This window comes from Collimonas humicola (genome assembly GCF_018304945.1).
Lineage (GTDB): Bacteria > Pseudomonadota > Gammaproteobacteria > Burkholderiales > Burkholderiaceae_D > Collimonas > Collimonas humicola.
In genome coordinates this window covers 416375-435036 of record NZ_JAGQEE010000002.1, presented here as the reverse complement: position 1 = coordinate 435036, position 18662 = coordinate 416375, and the positions used below count along the sequence as shown (strand labels likewise).

16 protein-coding genes are annotated in these 18662 nt (G+C 60.4%); 14 read left to right on the top strand and 2 right to left on the bottom strand.

Annotation, left to right across the window (positions count from 1 at the left end):
• Positions 1 to 34: 34 nt before the first annotated feature.
• From atpD to KHU30_RS10705, 7 genes are all read left to right on the top strand, one after another.
• The gene (gene atpD, locus KHU30_RS10735) at positions 35 to 1435 is read left to right on the top strand and encodes a F0F1 ATP synthase subunit beta (protein WP_061535033.1); all 1401 of its coding nucleotides are present in this window, start codon (positions 35 to 37) and stop codon (positions 1433 to 1435) included.
• 80 nt (positions 1436 to 1515) lie between these two features.
• A complete protein-coding gene (locus KHU30_RS10730) occupies positions 1516 to 1941 on the top strand; it encodes a F0F1 ATP synthase subunit epsilon (protein ID WP_211442631.1) in 426 nt (141 codons plus the stop codon).
• Between the two features lie 241 nt (positions 1942 to 2182).
• Complete coding sequence (locus KHU30_RS10725) at positions 2183 to 2953, top strand: basic amino acid ABC transporter substrate-binding protein (protein WP_211442630.1); 771 nt, start codon at positions 2183 to 2185, stop codon at positions 2951 to 2953.
• 140 nt (positions 2954 to 3093) lie between these two features.
• Positions 3094 to 3534 (top strand): CoA-binding protein, encoded by a 441-nt coding sequence (locus KHU30_RS10720; protein WP_211442629.1) that lies wholly within the window; start codon positions 3094 to 3096, stop codon positions 3532 to 3534.
• A gap of 57 nt (positions 3535 to 3591) precedes the next feature.
• Positions 3592 to 4398 (top strand): PPK2 family polyphosphate kinase, encoded by an 807-nt coding sequence (locus tag KHU30_RS10715; protein WP_211442628.1) that lies wholly within the window; start codon positions 3592 to 3594, stop codon positions 4396 to 4398.
• 92 nt (positions 4399 to 4490) lie between these two features.
• Positions 4491 to 5309 (top strand): SGNH/GDSL hydrolase family protein, encoded by an 819-nt coding sequence (locus KHU30_RS10710; RefSeq protein WP_211442627.1) that lies wholly within the window; start codon positions 4491 to 4493, stop codon positions 5307 to 5309.
• A gap of 82 nt (positions 5310 to 5391) precedes the next feature.
• Entirely contained in the window at positions 5392 to 6039 is a 648-nt protein-coding gene (locus tag KHU30_RS10705) for a LysE family translocator (protein WP_211442626.1), read from the top strand.
• Between the two features lie 9 nt (positions 6040 to 6048).
• On the opposite strand, the gene KHU30_RS10700 is transcribed toward KHU30_RS10705, so the two are convergent.
• Together KHU30_RS10700 and pdxR are read right to left on the bottom strand one after the other, a co-directional pair.
• The gene (locus KHU30_RS10700) at positions 6049 to 6822 is read right to left on the bottom strand and encodes a transporter substrate-binding domain-containing protein (RefSeq protein ID WP_211442625.1); all 774 of its coding nucleotides are present in this window, start codon (positions 6820 to 6822) and stop codon (positions 6049 to 6051) included.
• Between the two features lie 50 nt (positions 6823 to 6872).
• Positions 6873 to 8384 carry a MocR-like pyridoxine biosynthesis transcription factor PdxR gene (gene pdxR, locus KHU30_RS10695; protein WP_407928056.1) on the bottom strand — a complete coding sequence of 504 codons (1512 nt, stop codon included), beginning with the start codon at positions 8382 to 8384 and terminating at the stop codon, positions 6873 to 6875.
• Between the two features lie 104 nt (positions 8385 to 8488).
• Between pdxR and gabT the strand changes: the two genes are divergently transcribed.
• From gabT to KHU30_RS10660, 7 genes are all read left to right on the top strand, one after another.
• Positions 8489 to 9826, top strand: coding sequence for a 4-aminobutyrate--2-oxoglutarate transaminase (gene gabT / locus KHU30_RS10690; protein WP_211442624.1), 1338 nt, complete (start codon positions 8489 to 8491; stop codon positions 9824 to 9826).
• A 35-nt stretch (positions 9827 to 9861) separates the two neighbouring features.
• Positions 9862 to 10989, top strand: coding sequence for an ABC transporter ATP-binding protein (locus tag KHU30_RS10685; RefSeq protein WP_211442803.1), 1128 nt, complete (start codon positions 9862 to 9864; stop codon positions 10987 to 10989).
• Between the two features lie 52 nt (positions 10990 to 11041).
• Positions 11042 to 12082: an ABC transporter substrate-binding protein gene (locus tag KHU30_RS10680; RefSeq protein WP_211442623.1), complete on the top strand. Its 1041-nt coding sequence runs from the start codon at positions 11042 to 11044 to the stop codon at positions 12080 to 12082.
• 96 nt (positions 12083 to 12178) lie between these two features.
• Positions 12179 to 13462 (top strand): ABC transporter permease, encoded by a 1284-nt coding sequence (locus KHU30_RS10675; RefSeq protein ID WP_211442622.1) that lies wholly within the window; start codon positions 12179 to 12181, stop codon positions 13460 to 13462.
• 4 nt (positions 13463 to 13466) lie between these two features.
• The gene (locus KHU30_RS10670; RefSeq protein WP_211442621.1) at positions 13467 to 14306 is read left to right on the top strand and encodes an ABC transporter permease; all 840 of its coding nucleotides are present in this window, start codon (positions 13467 to 13469) and stop codon (positions 14304 to 14306) included.
• A gap of 78 nt (positions 14307 to 14384) precedes the next feature.
• A complete protein-coding gene (gabD, locus tag KHU30_RS10665; RefSeq protein ID WP_329956669.1) occupies positions 14385 to 15839 on the top strand; it encodes an NADP-dependent succinate-semialdehyde dehydrogenase in 1455 nt (484 codons plus the stop codon).
• 918 nt (positions 15840 to 16757) lie between these two features.
• Positions 16758 to 18644: a S53 family peptidase gene (locus tag KHU30_RS10660; RefSeq protein WP_211442620.1), complete on the top strand. Its 1887-nt coding sequence runs from the start codon at positions 16758 to 16760 to the stop codon at positions 18642 to 18644.
• Positions 18645 to 18662 lie beyond the last annotated feature (18 nt).

Here is an 18662-nt window from a genome sequence, read left to right as displayed (position 1 = left end):
ACAGAAATTAATTTTATATATTGAAGGAACGAAAATGGCTGATGGCAAAATCGTTCAGTGTATCGGCGCTGTGGTGGACGTTGAATTCCCACGTGACGCGATGCCTAAGATTTACGACGCCTTGAAGATGGATGGCTCGGAACTGACGCTGGAAGTACAACAACAGCTGGGTGACGGCGTTGTCCGCACCATTGCGCTGGGTACATCCGACGGTTTGCGCCGCGGCATGACAATCAAGAACACAGGCCAGCCAATCATGGTGCCGACCGGTAAAGCAACACTGGGCCGCATCATGGACGTGCTGGGCAACCCGATCGACGAATGCGGTCCGGTAAGCCACGAAACCACTGCCTCTATCCACCGCAAGGCTCCTGCGTACGACGAACTGTCGCCGTCGCAAGAACTGCTGGAAACCGGCATCAAGGTTATCGACCTGGTCTGCCCGTTCGCCAAGGGCGGTAAAGTCGGTCTGTTCGGCGGTGCGGGCGTGGGCAAGACCGTGAACATGATGGAACTGATCAACAACATCGCCAAGGCGCACAGCGGCTTGTCCGTGTTTGCCGGCGTCGGCGAGCGTACTCGTGAAGGTAACGACTTCTATCACGAAATGGCTGACGCTAAAGTGGTCGATCTGGAACATCCGGAAAAATCCAAGGTAGCCATGGTGTACGGTCAGATGAACGAACCGCCAGGCAACCGTCTGCGCGTTGCGCTGACCGGCCTGACGATCGCTGAAGGCTTCCGTGACGAAGGTAAGGACGTGCTGTTCTTCGTCGATAACATCTACCGTTACACACTGGCCGGTACCGAAGTTTCCGCGCTGCTGGGCCGTATGCCTTCCGCCGTGGGTTACCAGCCTACGCTGGCTTCGGAAATGGGCCAGTTGCAAGAGCGTATTACCTCGACAAAAACCGGTTCGATCACATCGATCCAGGCCGTCTACGTTCCTGCGGATGACTTGACCGACCCGTCGCCTGCAACTACGTTTGCTCACTTGGACTCCACCGTTGTGTTGTCGCGCGATATCGCTTCGCTGGGTATCTATCCTGCGGTTGACCCGCTCGATTCGACTTCGCGCCAGCTGGATCCGCAAGTGGTCGGCCAGGAGCACTACGAAACCGCCCGCGCTGTGCAAGGTACTTTGCAGCGCTACAAGGAATTGCGCGACATTATCGCGATTCTGGGCATGGACGAACTGGCTCCGGAAGACAAGCTGCTGGTCGCGCGCGCACGTAAGATGCAGCGTTTCCTGTCGCAACCTTTCCACGTTGCTGAAGTATTTACCGGTTCGCCGGGTAAATACGTTTCGCTGAAGGACACGATCAAGGGCTTCAAGATGATCGCCAGCGGCGAACTCGATCACCTGCCGGAACAAGCGTTCTACATGGTCGGCACGATCGAAGAAGCAATCGAAAAGGCCAAGAAGATCGGCTAAGCGGCATGCATCGGAGCTGCTGCAGCTGAGCGGCTCCGGCGCTTCCGGTTAGTGACTTCATGGACAACAAAGGGTTTAAGATGGCAAACACTATTCACGTAGACGTTGTTTCCGCGGAAGAGATGATCTTCTCCGGCGAAGCTGAATTCGTCGCGTTGCCGGGTGAGTCGGGCGAGCTGGGGATTTATCCCCGCCACACGCCGCTGATCACGCGCATCAAGCCAGGTGCCGTGCGCATCAAGGTGCCAGGCCAGGCAAACGACGAGTTCGTATTCGTTGCCGGCGGTTTGCTGGAAGTGCAGCCGCACCACGTTACCGTGCTGGCCGACACCGCGATCCGCGGCGCCGACCTGGACGAAGCGAAGGCTAGCGAAGCCAAGCGTCGTGCTGAAGAAGCACTGGCCAACAAGGAATCCCTGATCGATTACGCAAAAGCGCAGTCCGAATTGTCGGCGGCGATTGCGCAGTTGGCGGCGATCCAGAAGTTGCGTCAAAAAGGACGTTGAGTTGCGCATTCACTGGTAATTCGGATGGCAATATGAAAAAGCAGCTTCGGCTGCTTTTTTGTTGCCTGTTCACTTTGTTAGGGGCAGAGTGATGCTCTGGATAGCAGCAGCGAACAAGTGCTAATTCGACACTAATTGTCAATTTTTTAATGACATTGCCGTTGTTCTTCCACTATGATGTTTTGGCTCATCGCGACGCGCCGTACTGCAAGCGCACGCGGCCACAACAAGGAGGAATGCTATGAAATCCCGGCTATTACACATGGTGGCGGTCAGCCTGCTGGCCATCGGCCTCAGCGCTTGCGAAAAGCCGATCGACACCGCACCTACCCCAAAAGTCTACAAGGTCGGCATGAACGCCGCCTTTGCACCGTTCGGCTCGGTCGATACGGCTGGCAAGATCGTCGGTTTCGATGTCGATATCATGCAGGCGATTGCCGACCAGGCAGGGATCAAGATCGTCTGGGTGAATACGCCGTGGGAAGGCATCTTCACCACGCTGGCGAATGCCGATATCGACATCATCGCCTCGGCCGTGACGATTACCGATGAGCGCAAGCAAAGCATGATGTTTTCCGATCCGTATTTCGAGGCCAAGCAGGTGATCCTGGTGTCGCCGGGCAAGGGGATCGCCAGTCCTGACGATCTGAAACAGGCCAAGCGCGTGGGCGTCACCGGCGGCACCAGCGCCGACACCATCATGCAGAAAATGCTCGGCAAGAACAGCAATGCGATTGTCCGCTTTGAGAGCCTGCCGTTGCTGCTGAAGGAAGTGGACGACGGCGGAGTCGATGCGGCGGTCGGCGACAACGGCGCCGTCGCCAATCACATGAAGTACAACAAGGATAAAGGCTTCAAGCTGATCGAAAGCGACCAGTTCGAAAAAGAGTATTACGGCATTGCGGTGCGTCCCGGCGATGCCGCCTTGCTGGCCAAGATCAATGCGGGATTGAAGGCGCTGCATGCGAATGGCGGCTACGACAAGATTTACGCAGCCTATTTCGCCAAATAACCGGAATCCGGTCCGGACGGGCGGGGCGCAAGCACCCTGCGTTTCAGCAATACATCATGTTCTCGCGGTAAGATCACGAACAGCGTCCCGGAACTGCCGGGATTTTCCCTTATGCTGACAGCCGGACCATTCCATCTCCCATGCCCATTACTTCCGCCCCAGTTCCCAATCCTGCCTATCCCGTGATTGCCATCGTCGGCCTGTCCACCAAACCGGACCGTCCCAGTTTCGGCGTGGCGCGCTATATGCAGGAGCGCGGTTACCGGATCATCCCGGTCAATCCGATGCATGTTGGTACTCACATCCTTGGAGAGCACTGCCACGCCAATCTGTTCGACGCTGCGAAAGCATTGGCCGCGGAGGGACAGAAGATCGATATCGTCAATTGTTTTCGCAAGGCCGAGGATATTCCGCCGGTTGTCGGGGAAGCGATCATGATCGATGCCCGCTGTGTCTGGATGCAGCTCGGCATCGTCAACGAAGCGGCTGCCGCAAAGGCGCGGGCCAATGGCATGCAGGTGGTGATGGATCGCTGCCTGAAGATCGAGCATGCGCTGGGCAACCTGCACGGCATTTTGTAAACGGCAAGCAGCTCGCTAAACACCGGGAAGCGCGATATTGATCGACAGGAGAAAGCAATGAAAGCAACCAAGCAGTTCCGTGCCGGCAAACAGACCAAGATCGAGGATGCCGGCGCTGATGAGAAACCGTTATCCAGCGGCGACAAGATCAAGGACAAGGAACAAGTGGTCGCCATGGCGGCGGAAATCGCCGCGCTGCAGGAAATGCTGTACGCCGGCCAGCAGCACAAGGTATTGGTGGTATTGCAAGGCATAGACACCAGCGGCAAGGACGGCACCGTCAAAGGGGTGTTCAACCTGGTCAACCCGCAGGGCATACAGATCGCCGATTTCAAGGCGCCCAGCACCATCGAGCGCGCCCACGATTATCTGTGGCGGGTGCACCAGCAAGTGCCGCGGCAGGGCGAGATCGTGGTCTTCAACCGCAGCCACTATGAAGACGTCCTGGTGACCGTGGTGCATGACTGGATCGACGAGGCCGAATGCGAGCGCCGCTATGCCCAGATCCGCGATTTCGAAAGAATGCTGGCGGAAACCGGCACCACCATCATCAAGTGCCTGTTGCATATTTCAAAAGACGAGCAGCGCGCCCGCCTGCAGGAACGCATCGACGATCCCGCCAAGCACTGGAAATTCGATATGCAGGACCTGGAGGAGCGCAAAAGCTGGGACAAATATCAGGACCTGTTCGGCAAGGCGATCCGCGCCACCGATGCCGACCACGCGCCCTGGTATGTGATCCCGGCCAACTCCAAGACGCATCGCAACCTGGCGATCGCCAGCATCCTGCTGGAAACCCTGGCCGACCTGAAACTGAAGCCGCCGGCCGCCAAGCCGGAATTAAAAGGTTTGAAGATCGAGTAATTCGGCGCAAGTAATTCTATAATTGCTTGCTGCTGAGAAAAAAGCATAGAAGCAGTTTTATCCCTGACGGGGTCTACCCAAGGAGACACGAAGTGCGCCGCTGGTTGCCGGAACTGATTGCATTACCGCTCTTGCCATGGCTGATCATACAAGGCCGTCGCACGCGCCGTATCACGCCACGCTTGCCGGAAGCGATGGGACCGACCATCGGCCAGGCGCAGATCCCGACCGGCATCGGCCCCGAGCCGCAGCAGCGGCCGCTGGCATTGCTGACCATCGGCGAATCGCCGGTGGCGGGGGTCGGTGTCGCCACCCACTACGAAGCCATCACCGGCCAGTTCGCCGCGGCGCTGTCGCTGCGCTTGCAACGTACGGTGACCTGGCAGGCGGTCGGGCAGAACGGCGCCACCCTGAGCGATGCACTCAAGACCATGCTGCCGCAGGTCGCTTCGCAACAGGTCGATATCGTGCTGATCGCCTTCGGCGTCAACGACACCACGGCGTTCCGCTCCTGCAATCGCTATCGCGCGGAGCTGCTGCAACTGATGCGCGCTCTGCAAAGCCACCTGGCGCCGCGCCTGATCGTGATTTCCGGCATTCCGCCCATCCACGCCTTCCCGGCGCTGCCGGAACCCTTGCGCTATGTGCTTGGTTTGAAAGCCAAGGCGCTCGATGAAACCGTGGAACAATTGATTTTCAACCTGCCGGCCGATCTCAACCACATGCGTGTAACGCGGGTGCCGATGCTGATCGACATCAACGACCACGCCCTGATGGCGTCCGACGGCTTTCACCCTTCGGCCAGCGGTGTTTCCCTGTGGGCGCGCCAGCTGGCTACCGCGGTGGCGGCGCATCTGAAATCCATCAAGAAAAGCAAAGCCGCCCAGAAGTCGGTCAGCAAGCAAGGCTAGCGCGGCTGGGCTTGCTGAAGATAGTTGGCGGATCTGCTAAGGTAAACAACCCAATTCAAAAATCCATCAATCGGTGCACGCTATGTCGCTGCAAAATTTCTGGCTCTTCCTGCCCGCCTGTTTCGCCCTGAACATGGCCTTCGGTCCGAACAATGTATTGTCGCTGTCGAATGGTGCGCGTGACGGCGTCAGTTGTTCGATCATCGCCGCCTTTGGCCGCCTGCTGGCTTTTGCGATCATGATCGCCATCGCCGGTCTTGGCATGGGAGCATTGCTGCTGGCGTCGGAGGCGCTGTTCACGGCCCTCAAGTTTGCCGGCGCGGCTTACCTGGTATGGCTGGGTATCAAGCTGTTTCGCTCCGGACCGGCGCAATTCTCGGCCAGCGCAGGCAATGCCGGCGCCGATGCCGAGGCGGCTGCGGACAAGCTGCGCCGCCTGGCAAAACAGGAATTCCTGGTAGCGGCCGGCAATCCCAAGGCGATCCTGATTTTCACTGCGTTTTTCCCGCAGTTTGTCGACCGCTCCGCGTATGCCGCCAGCTTCATCGTGCTTGGGGCCACCTTCCTGCTGCTGGAACTGGCGGCGATCGCCATCTACGCCATGCTAGGGGCCAGGCTAGGCGCCTTGAGCGGCGGCGCCAGCCGCTTCCGCTGGCTCAACCGCATCAGCGGCGCCATGATGGTCGGTTTCGGCCTGGCCCTGGCTTTCCTGCGGCGTCCCCAGAGTTAAGCGATGTGACTATTTCAGCCACTGGTTGAACACGCGGTCATAATCGCCGGTGGCCTTCAGCTGGTGCATCCAGGTATCGACGAATTCCTTGAACGGCACATCGCCGCGCGGCAGCATGAAAGCCTTTTCCGAGAACTGCAAGGGCTGCTCCGGATGGATCGCGCAGAGCTGCGGATGCAGCTTGGCCTGCCACAGGGTTTCGCTGGCGTCGGTCACCATGACATCCGCCTTGCCTTGCACGATCTGGTCGAAGATGGTGACATTGTCCGGATGCAGGATCAGCTGCGCCTGCTTGTAGTTGGCGCGGGCGAAGCGTTCGTTGGTGCCGCCCGGATTGACGATGGCGCGCGTGCCGGGCTGGTCGATCGCCGCCAGCGACTGGAATTTGGCGGCATCGGCGCAGCGGGCGATGGCGGATTTGCCGTCCACCATGTGCGGCGCCGAAAACGAGACCAGCTTCTGCCGCTCCAGCGTCACCGAGACGCCGCCCATGGCGATATCGCATTTTTCCAGGAAGTCGCTGCTCAGCTTGCTCCAGCTGGTTTTGACAAAGCGCGCTTCCACCCCGAGCGCCTTGGCCAGCGACCTGGCGAGGTCGACATCGATGCCTTCGAAGCTGTTGTCGGCTTTCTGGAAGGTGAAAGGCTTGTAGTCGCCGGTCATGCAGACGCGCAGGCTGCCCGATCTGATGACTTCATCCAGCCGCGAAGGCGTGACCTGGGCGGCTGCCGGCAAGGCTTGCGCGCCGCATCCCAGCAACAAGCAAAACATTAGTTTCTTCATGAAATCCCCTGGTTGATAAGTGATGGAATGTCGGTTCGACGGATGGCCTTCTACTTCCAATGGGCCTTGATGATCGCCGCCAGCTTGTCGAACGCCGGCGCGATCTGTTCATTCGGCACGCAGGCATAACCCAGCAGCAAGCCGTTGCGCGCCGCCTCGCTGCTCATGTAATAGCGCGACAAAGGCCGCGCCACGATGCCGGCGGCGCGCGCGGCGCGGCTGATGGCCAGGTCGTCGCATTGCGCCGGCAAGCCCAGCGCCAGGTGCAGGCCGGCTTCGCCGCCGGTGAGCGTGACGCCGTCGCCGAAATGGCGTTCGATGGCGGCCTGCAGCAATTGCAGCCGTTCCGCATACAGCAGGCGCATGCGCCGGATATGCGAAGCAAAATGGCCCTCGGTCATGAAGTCGGCCATGATCGCCTGCATGAATACCTGGCTGCCGCGATACAGCTCGGAAACGCCGACGGCGAAGGCGGCCGCCAGCGCTTCCGGCACCACCATGAAGCCGATGCGCAGGCTGGGGAACATCGTCTTGCTGAATGTGCCCATGTAGAGCACGCGGCCGTCGGTATCCATGCCTTGCAGCGAAGCCAGCGGCCGGCTGCCGTAGCGGAACTCGCTGTCGTAGTCGTCCTCGATGATCCATACCTTGCGCTGGGCCGCATACTCCAGCAGCATGCGCCGCCGCGACAGGCTCATCACCATGCCCAGGGGATATTGATGCGAGGGGGTGGCGCAGATGAAGCGCGGCGGCTGCCGCAGATTGGCCAGCCGCATGCGCATGCCCTCGGCGTCGACCGGAATCGCCACCGGCTTGATGCCCAGCGAGTTGAGCACGCTGCGGGTGCCCCAGTAGCAAGGCTCCTCGACCCAGGCGCTGTCGCCATGCTCGCCCAGCAGTTTGACCACGATATCAAGCGATTGATGGATGCCGGTGGTGATGATGACCTGGCTGGCGTTGCAATTGACCGAGCGCGCCATGCGCAGGTATTCGGCGATGGCTTCGCGCAGCGGCAGGTAGCCGCCGGCGTCGCCGTAAGTCAGCAGGTCGGCGCGCGAACGGCGCCAGTGCTTGTTTTGCAGGCGGCTCCAGATCTTGTTCGGAAACAGCGTCACATCCGGCACGCCGGGCATGAAGGCGCCCCATTGCAGATCGCTGACGCCGGCCTGCTGTATCAGTTGCGCGCCGTGCGCCGACAGTTCCGACTGCCCGCTGGGATCGGTCAGCGGCGGCGTGTTGAGGCGGGTTTCGGGAATCTGGTCGGGCGTGGTGTCGGCGATGTAGGTGCCGGAGCCGGCGCGGGTTTCCAGGTAGCCTTCGGCGATCAGCTGTTCGTAGGCGTAGGTCACAGTGTTGCGCGAGATGCCTAGTTCACGCGCCAGGTCGCGCGATGACGGCAGCTGCATGGCCGATGGCAGCAGCTGCGACAGGATCGCCTCGCGGATGGCCTGGTAGATCTGCCGGTTGAGCGGCGCGCCAGCGGCGGCGGCCTTGGCGATGGCGCCGTCGGCTCCGCGCTCGACACGCATCAGCAAGAAATCGGTAAGCGAGGCGATGCGCAAAGTGGCTCCATTAGAAAACTCAAAGTGGCACTATATTATAGAGCCAGCCCGGCCTTAGTATGCATCAAAGCCTTTCACAAAAAACGCATAACTCAGGAGCCAGCATGAAAAACGACGGATATCACGCAGCTGCAGCCATCGCCAGCGTCAGCACCAAGCCGGCAGCCAGCAATGCCGAGTTGCATCAACGTAAGAATGCCGCGACACCGCGCGGCGTCGGCGTCATGTGCGATTTCTACGCCTCGCATGCTCTCAATGCCGAGATCTGGGATGTGGAAAACCGCCGCTTCATCGACTTCGCCGCCGGCATCGCCGTGCTGAACACCGGCCACCGCCATCCCAAGCTGATCGCCGCCATGCAGGAACAGCTCGGCAAATTCACCCACACCGCGTATCAGATCGTCCCTTACGCCAGCTACATCGAACTGGCCGAGCGCATCAATGCCATTACCCCTGGCGCCCATGCCAAGAAGACCACTTTCTTTTCCACCGGCGCCGAAGCCGTGGAAAACGCCGTCAAGATCGCTCGCGCCGCCACCGGCCGCAGCGCCGTGATTGCATTTTCGGGCGCGTTCCATGGCCGCACCATGATGGGCATGGCGCTGACCGGCAAAGTGGTGCCGTACAAGGTCGGCTTCGGGCCGTTCCCGGCCGAGGTCTACCACGTGCCGTTCCCGGTCGAATTGCATGGCGTCGGCATCGAACAGTCGCTGGCAGCCTTGCAATCGCTGTTCAAGGCCGATGTCGATCCCAAGCGCGTCGCCGCCATCATCCTCGAACCGGTGCAAGGCGAGGGTGGCTTCTACGCCGCGCCGCCGGCTTTCATGCAAGCCCTGCGCAGGCTGTGCGATGAACATGGCATCCTGCTGATCGTTGACGAAGTGCAAACCGGTTTCGCCCGTACCGGAAAATTGTTTGCAGTAGAGCATTCCGGCGTGATTCCCGACCTGATGACGATGGCCAAGAGCCTGGCCGGCGGCATGCCGCTCTCGGCTGTCTGCGGCAAGGCGGAGATCATGGACGCGGCGGCGCCCGGCGGCCTCGGCGGCACCTACGCCGGCAACCCGCTGGCGGTGGCATCGGCGCTGGCGGTGCTGGAAGTGATCGAAGAAGAGCAGCTGGTCGAACGCGCCAATCTGCTGGGCGGCAAGCTGAAGCAGGTATTGGAAGGCTTGCGCGCAGAGATTCCGCAGATTGCCGACATCCGCGGCCTGGGAGCGATGGTGGCGGTGGAGTTCCTGCAGCCGGGCACGCGCCAGCCGGATCCCGAGTTCACCAGGAAGGTACAGGCCGAAGCCCTCAAAAACGGCTTGCTGTTGCTGAGCTGCGGGGTCTACAGTAATGCGATCCGCTTCTTGTTTCCGCTGACCATAGAGGATGAGTTGATGGATGAAGCGCTGGCCATCCTGAGCGCCGCGATGCGCACCGTCGCGGCCGCTTGATCACCTGGCAGGAGAACGAGTTGAAACAAGAAAATATCGCCCCTCACCTGGCCTCGCCGGCACAGGCCAGCCCGGCAGCCGCGCAGGATACGCTGGTGCAGTTCTCCGGCGTCAAGAAAACCTATGACGGCGAAAACCTGGTGGTCAAGAACCTCAACCTGGATATCCAGCGGGGCGAATTCCTGACCCTGCTGGGGCCGTCCGGTTCCGGCAAGACCACCTGCCTGATGATGCTGGCCGGCTTCGAGTTTCCCACCGGCGGCGAAATCCGCCTGGATGGCCAGCTGCTCAACAAGGTGCCGCCGCACAAGCGCAATATCGGCATGGTGTTCCAGAACTATGCGCTGTTTCCGCACATGACCGTGGCGCAGAACGTTGCCTACCCGCTAAGAGTGCGCAATATCAGCGGCAGCGAGCGCGCCGGCAAGGTCAAGAAGGCGCTGGACATGGTGCAGATGGGCAAATTCGGCGACCGCTATCCGGCCCAGCTGTCCGGCGGCCAGCAGCAGCGCATCGCGCTGGCGCGGGCGCTGGTGTTCGACCCCAAGCTGGTGCTGATGGATGAACCGCTGGGGGCGCTCGACAAGCAGCTGCGCGAGCACATGCAGCTGGAGCTGAAAGCCTTGCACAAGCGGCTCGGCGTCACCTTTGTCTACGTCACCCACGACCAGAGCGAAGCGCTGACCATGTCGGATCGCGTGGCCGTATTCGACCAAGGCATCATCCAGCAGCTGGCAGTGGTCGACCGTCTTTACGAATATCCGGAAAACCTGTTCGTGGCCGGCTTCATCGGCGACAACAACCGCTTCCACGGCATCCTGAACGCGGCCGAAGGCAGCGGCGGCAGCGTGCGCCTGCCGCATGGCGGCGTGCTGCACGGCGTCAACGCCAACCAGGCTGAAATCGGCCAGCCGGTGGTGGCCTGCATCCGGCCCGAGCGCATCCATCTGCTGCCGCTCGCCAGCGCCACCGCCAATGCCTTCCCGGTGAATGTCAGCAGCCTGATCTATTTTGGCGATCACGTGCGGGTGCGCTGTGCGATTCCGCAGCAGGAAGATTGCTTCGTCAAACTGTCGCTGAACGACCCGGCGCTGGTCGGACTGAACGAAGGTACGGTAGTTGCATTGGACATAGATCCCAAGCATCTGCGCATCTTCATTTGACGATGCTCGCAATTAAATTCGGCAATTGTTTTTCAAACCACGAGGAGACGTGATGAAAGTGTTTTTAAAACCTGTTCTGAGCAGCATGGTATTGGCGCTGGCCGCCATCGGCATGGCGCAAGCTGCAGCCCTGACCCTGGTCAATTTCGGCGGCGCCAACGGCGCGGCGCAGAAGGTTGCCTACATCGATCCCTACGCCAAGGCCAGCGGCGACAAGATCACGGTGGTTGAATTCAACGGCGAGCTGGCCAAGGTCAAGGCCATGGTCGAAGCAAAGAAAGTCAGCTGGGATGTGGTCGAGGTGGACGCCGGCGATATCGGCCGTGCCTGCGAAGAAGGCTTGCTGGAAAAAATCGACTTCAGCAAGATCGGCAACAAGGCCGATTTCAGCCCGGCCGCTATCCATGAATGCGGCGTCGGCGCTTTCGTCTGGTCCACCGTGCTGGCCTACGATGCCGACAAGCTCAAGACTGCGCCCAAGACCTGGGCTGACTTCTGGGATACCAAGAAATTTCCCGGCAAGCGCGCCATGAAGAAGGGCGCCGAATACACCCTGGAATTTGCGCTGATGGCGGACGGCGTGGCGCCGAAAGACGTCTACAAGCTGCTCGGCACCAAAGCCGGCGTCGATCGCGCTTTCAAGAAGCTGGATGAACTGAAGCCGAATATCCAGTGGTGGGAAGCCGGCGCGCAGCCGCCGCAATTCCTGGTGGCCGGCGACGTGGTGATGTCGACCGCGTTCAACGGCCGCATCGACGCCGCCCAGCGCGAAGGCAAGAACCTGAAAGTCAGCTGGATCGGCAGCATCTACACGCTCGATTTCTGGGTGATTCCAAAGGGTACGCCGAACAAGGCCGATGCCGAGAAGTTCATCGCCTTCGCCAGCAAGCCGGATTCGCAAAAGGCCTACGCCAGCAATATTTCTTACGGCCCGGTGAACAACCAGGCGCTCAAGCTGCTGGATGCGAAAACGCTGGCCAATCTGCCGACCTCGCCGACCAACGCCAAGGATGCCTTGCAACTGAGCCTGTCGTTCTGGACCGATCATGGCGAAGAACTGGAACAGCGTTTCACTGCCTGGGCCGCCAAGTAAGCAGGCCGCCGCCGCGGGCCATGGAGGAGCTGTGACGGTTTCCCCTTGGCTTGCGGCCGTTCTTTGCATTCATCTTTTTGCTAAAGCCGGATCATCATGACTTCCATTGCATCCTCCGCCGGCATCAACTCCGTGCCGACGGCTCCGCAGAATTCGCAGCTCAAGCGCGAACTGCGCCAGGCACAATTTCGCAAGCGCGCGGCGGCGCTGGCGCTGATCGCGCCGCTGGCGATTTTCCTGCTGCTGACTTTCCTGGTGCCGATCGCCATGCTGCTCAAGCGCGCCGTGGAAAATCCGGAGATCGCCGCTACCTTGCCGCATACGGTCGCGGCCCTGAGCAACTGGGACCGCAAGAGCGCGCCGCCCGATGCCGCTTATGCCGGGCTGGCGGGCGACCTGCTGCAAGCCAAGGAAAACAGCGCCGCCGGCTCGCTCGCGCGCCGTCTCAATTCAGAAATCTCCGGCGCCCGTTCGATCATCATGAAAACCGCGCGCGCCTTGCCTTTGCTGGATGCGGACGGCAAGCCGCTGCCGTCGGGACAAATCAGGCAGGCGCTGATCGATATCGATGAACAATGGGCCCAGCTGCCGTACTGGCAGGCCATCGCCAAGAACGGTTCAACGTATTCTCCCTACTATCTGCTGGCGGCGCTGGACCTGAAGCAGGATGCGTTCGGCCATATTGAAAAAGCCGACACCAGCGCCTCGGTGTACCAAAAGATTTTCGGCCGCACCTTCTGGATGGGCCTGGTCGCCACGCTGGCTTGCCTGGCGCTCGGCTATCCGCTGGCCTACTGGCTGTCGACCATGCCGGAACGGCGCGCCAACCTGTTCATGATCCTGGTGCTGATTCCATTCTGGACCTCGATCCTGGTGCGGGTGGCGGCCTGGATCGTGCTGCTGCAGTCGGAAGGCCTGGTCAACAAGGCCCTGATGGCGGCCGGCCTGACGCAGGCGCCGCTGGAATTGCTGTTCAACCGCATCGGCGTCTACATCGCCATGACGCACATCCTGCTGCCGTTCATGATCCTGCCGCTGTACAGCGTGATGAAGGCGATTCCTCCAACTTATATGCGGGCCGCGGTGTCGCTCGGCAGTCATCCGTTCGCCGCCTTCTGGCGCGTGTATGTGCCGCAGACGTATCCGGGCATCGGCGCCGGCGCCTTGCTGGTGTTTATCCTCTCGGTCGGCTATTACATCACGCCGGCCTTGCTGGGCGGACCGAACGAACAGATGGTCAGCTATTACATCGCCTATTTCACCAATGTCACCATCAACTGGGGCATGGCTTGCGCGCTCGGCGCCTTGCTGTTTGCCGCAACACTGGTGCTGTACGGCGTGTATCGCCGCTTCACTAAAAACGACGTGGCGATGGGATAAGAAAATGAAAAAGAAATTATTTCCGCAATTCCCGCCCTATGTTTCCTTGACCGAGCGCATCTGGTTTTTCTTTTCGCGCGGCTTCAACCTGCTGGTGCTGCTGTTCCTGCTGCTGCCGATACTGGTGATCATTCCATTGTCGTTCAGCGACAGTACTTTCCTGGTATATCCGATCCACGGTTTTTCCCTGCGCTGGTACCAGAACCTGGTGCATTCGGATGAATGGGTCAGCGCTGCCAAGAACAGTTTCATTGTCGCGCCTCTGGCGACCGTGCTGGCGACCATCCTCGGCACGCTGGCGGCGGTCGGTTTGAACAAGGCCGATTTCCGCGGCAAGGGTTTGCTGATGGCGGTGCTGATCTCGCCTATGGTGGTGCCGGTAGTGGTGGTCGGCGTCGGCGTCTATCTGTTCTTTGCGCAGATCGGCCTGTCCGACAGCTATGCCGGCCTGATCCTGGCGCATGCCGCGCTGGGCGCGCCGTTCGTCGTGACGACGGTGCTGGCGACCCTGCAGGGTTTCAACCAGAACCTGGTGCGCGCCAGCCTCAGCCTGGGCGCCAATCCGCTCTCGACCTTCTTCCGCATCACCTTGCCGGTGATCGCGCCGGGTTTGATCTCCGGCGCCTTGTTTGCCTTCGCCACTTCGTTCGACGATGTGGTGGTAACCTTGTTTGTCGCCGGTCCCGGACAAGCCACGCTGCCGCGCCAGATGTTTACCGGCATCAAGGAAAACATCAGTCCGACCATCGCTGCGCTGGCCACCATCCTGATCGTGTTTTCCACTTGCCTGCTGCTGGTGCTGGAGTGGATACGCGGACGCAACAAGGCGCTCGCCAAGTTCTAGCGCTTTCGTCCAGGCCATTTTCCAACCGGCATATCGCAGCCTGATATGCCGGTCTTCACCGCTCATAGGAGTTACCTCGTGATGAATTTAAAAGATCCTTCATTGTTCCGCCAGCAAGCCTATTTGAATGGCGAATGGTGCAATGCCGATGGCGGCGGCACCCATGCGGTGAGCAATCCGGCCACCGGCGAAACCATCGGCAGCGTGCCGCTGATGGGCGCCGCCGAGACCCGGCGCGCGATCGCCGCCGCCGATGAAGCCTGGCGCCTGTGGCGGCGCAAGACTGCCAAGGAACGCAGCATCATCCTGCGCAAATGGAACGACCTGATGCTGGCCAACCTGGACGACCTGGCGCTGATCATGACCACCGAGCAAGGCAAGCCGCTGGCCGAGTCGCGCGGCGAAATCGCCTACGCGGCCTCGTTCATCGAATGGTTTGCGGAAGAAGGCAAGCGCGCCGGCGGCGACACCATTCCATCGCCGACCCCGGGCACGCGCATCGTGGTGGTGAAGGAGCCTATCGGCGTGTGCGCGGCCATCACGCCGTGGAATTTTCCGGCGGCGATGATTACCCGCAAGGCCGGCCCGGCGCTGGCCGCCGGCTGCACCATGGTGCTCAAGCCGGCGGAGTCGACGCCGTTCTCGGCGCTGGCGCTGGCGGTGCTGGCCGAACGCGCCGGCATCCCGGCCGGCGTGTTCAGCGTGGTGACCGGCGCCGCGCGTGAAATCGGCGCGGAAATGACCGGCAATCCGACCGTGCGCAAGCTGACTTTCACCGGCTCGACCGGCGTCGGCCGCCTGCTGATGGAGCAGTGCGCCGCCACCGTCAAGAAGCTGTCGCTGGAACTGGGGGGCAACGCGCCCTTCATCGTGTTTGACGACGCTGACCTGGATGCCGCGGTAGAGGGCGCGATGGCGTCCAAGTACCGCAACGCCGGACAAACCTGTGTCTGCGCCAATCGCCTGTATGTGCAGGATGGCGTCTACGATGCTTTCGCCGCCAAGCTGGTGGCTGCCGTAGCGCGGCTGAAAGTCGGCAACGGCTTGCAGGAAGGCGTCACCCAGGGCCCGCTGATCGACGAAAAGGCGGTGCTCAAGGTTGAGCAGCACATCGCCGATGCGCTGGCGAAAGGCGCGCGCCTGCTGGCCGGCGGCAAGCGCCATGCGCTCGGCCACAGCTTCTTCGAGCCGACCGTGCTGGCCGGCGTGACGGCCGACATGATGGTGGCGCGCGAGGAAACCTTCGGCCCGATGGCGCCGCTGTTCCGCTTCAAGACCGACGAGGAAGCGGTGGCGCTGGCCAACGATACCGAATTCGGACTGGCCAGTTATTTCTACTCGCGCGACATCGGCCGCATCTGGCGCGTCGCCGAAGGCCTGGAGAGCGGCATGGTGGGCATCAACACCGGCCTGATTTCCAATGAAGTCGCACCATTCGGGGGCGTCAAGCAATCCGGTTTGGGGCGCGAGGGGTCGAAGTATGGGATAGAGGATTACCAGGTGATCAAATACCTGTGCATGGGCGGCATCTGATCAGGATCGAAGACGCATTGCATCTGCGGCGGTTGCGGTCTTGCCCGGCTGCCGCAGTTTGATTTTCACTGGCCAGAGCGCTGTCTTTTGCGTGAAAACAATTGCTCTGACAAGCAGTTTTATACGGCCTGAATATTGTGCCTGGCATGTCTCGGCAGAGGAAAATTCTGTTCCGCACCATTCAATTCATATGGCATTTTTTGATCTGAAAATGCACCATGATGCAGCAACTTGAAAATCTCCGCGAGCCTGTATCCATGCGGATTTCCAGCCGAATTTCCTGTGTAAATCCAAGTATTTAAATATATCTTTTTGTATCTTTCGCGGAGACAAGATTTTTTCTCTTTTTTAAGGTGAAACAAATTGTAAAAACGGGTAAGTAAATATTGCGGTGTGGAAATTTAAGACTTATGCTGGGGCCGTAATGTGCATCGGCAAACAGGTGAAAAAGCAGATTTTCTTATAGCGACACTTACCCCACAAGCGTAATGCTGTCGTATCGATGGTCCTTAAAAGGGAATAGTGATGACCGGCATGAAGTCTTTGGAACTGACAGTGTTTCTGCAGTCGCAACCCGAACATTCTCTGGATGCTTTTCATCCGCTCTTCTTCCCAATTCCGGCACAGCTTGCGCGATCGCCAAAGATCACGCAGCGGCCGTCCCAGTAACGAGCTCGCAGTTCGTTAACTCCGCGTCGCAAAAAACGGCGCAAATCAGACGCTAGGCATACCCAAGCTGCTTTTTACAAGCCGATGGTTCCGCACATCTGTCGCTTGTGCCTGTCCATGGTTCCAGGCTGCAGGGAGGCCGCATCGCACATGCATCGCAATCCGGGTGTATGGCGAGGTGCGCCCAAGCGTTGCCGCAAGCTGTTTCCACGTTGTTTCCATGTTGCTTACTTTAAGAGGGATAAGAAGATGAAATCGAAGGCATCAGCAGCAAAAGCAGGGGACTTTGCGCTCCCGCGCGTTTCAGCACTGGCAGTGGCGCTCTCCCTGGCATGTATCGGCATGGCGGCGCAGGCCGCCGCCGATACCTCTACCTGGGTATCGACCAAGACCGAGGCGTTCCTGCCGCGGGTGCAGACGCACGACAGCACCGGCCTTGCCGTCACCGCTGACAAGATCGCGGTCGACATGGCGCAAGGCGAAGAGAAGAGCGTCACCGTCAGTCTGCAGCTGCGCAACAAGGCACAGCTGGACAACTTCGTCAAAGAACTCTACACGCCAGGCAGTCCGGTGTATCACAAGTTCCTGACGCCGGCGCAGTTCGCCGAACAGTATTCGCCTACCCAGGCGCAAGTGGACGCCGTCACCGCCCACTTGAGCAAAGCCGGCTTCAAGAATATCAGCGTCAGCTCGAATCGCTTGCTGGTGAGCGCCGACGGCACCGCCGCCACCATCAAGCAAGCGTTCAACACTTCCCTGAAACGCTTTACGCATGAAGGCCGCGATGTGTACGCCAATGAAACGGCCGCCCAGGTGCCGCCGGAACTGGGGACCATCATCGGCTCGGTGCTGGGCTTGCAAAATGCGGCGATCCACCACGTGACGCACAGTGGCGTGCATGGTGCGCAGAAGAGCATCGTGCAAGCTGCCGCCGGCACGCAGACATCGCATACGCCGGTGCAATATCCGGGGATCTATAACGCCGTCACTACGCCAGCCGCTTCCAACGCGGTGGTCGGCACGATCGCCGAAGGCGACATGACGTATACCCTGAACGATTTCCAGACCTTCCTCAACAATAACCCGAGCCTGCCGAAGCTGACGCCTACCGTGGTCTACGTCGGCGGCCAGACGTCCGACGAATCCGGCGAAGTCGAATGGGCGCTGGACAGCCAGGTGATCTACGGCGCCGCGGGCGGCGTCAAGCAATTGATTTTCTATACCGCCAGCTCGATGCAAGATGCGCCGCTGAACGCGGCCTATAACGCTGCTGTGACCGCCAACGTCGCCAGCGTGGTCAACGTGTCGCTGGGCGAATGCGAGGCTTCGGCCAAGGCGTCCGGCGCGCAAGCGGCGGATGACGCGGTGTTTGAACAAGGCGTAGCGCAAGGGATCACCTTCTCGGTCGCCTCCGGCGACGCCGGTCCTTACAACTGCGATACCGATTCGCAAGGTAATCCCGGCGTGGCAAACACCACCACCAAGAAAAAGACCTATGACGTCAGCGAGCCTGCCAGCTCACCGTATGTGGTTGCGGTGGGCGGCACGGCGTTGTTCACTACCTCGGCCGGCGCCTATAACGGCCAGGCGGTGTGGAATGAAGGCACCGCTGCCACGGGCGTTGGCAGCGCCGTGCGTATCTGGTCTTCCGGCGGCGGCTTTAGCAAGTATGAGACCGCGCCAAGCTGGCAGACTGCAAGCATCGTCGGTGCCGGCCACACTACGCGCGGCCTGCCTGACATCGTATTCGATGCGGCTTCGGCCAGCGGCACCTACATCTACATCACGGCGTCGAACAACGGCGGCACCGCAGCCGGCGTGGTAGGCGGCACCAGCATGGCGGCGCCGATGTTCGCCGGCTTCTGGTCGCGCCTGGAATCGGCGCACGGCAATAACCTGGGCTTCCCTAGCTCGGCCTTGTACGCGGCGATTCCATCGAACGCGAATCTGGTGTTCCCTGTGACCAGCGCCACGGTGGACGGCGACGCAATCGAATACAACGGCTGGAGCGCGACTTATCCAGGGATGAAAGCCGCTGCATCCGGATGGAGCGCCGCGACCGGCTTCGGCAGCTTGAACGTCGATAACCTGAACGCCTACATCACGGCCAACCCGACAGTTTTCCCGGCCAAATAAGGGAAACGCCAGGCGGCC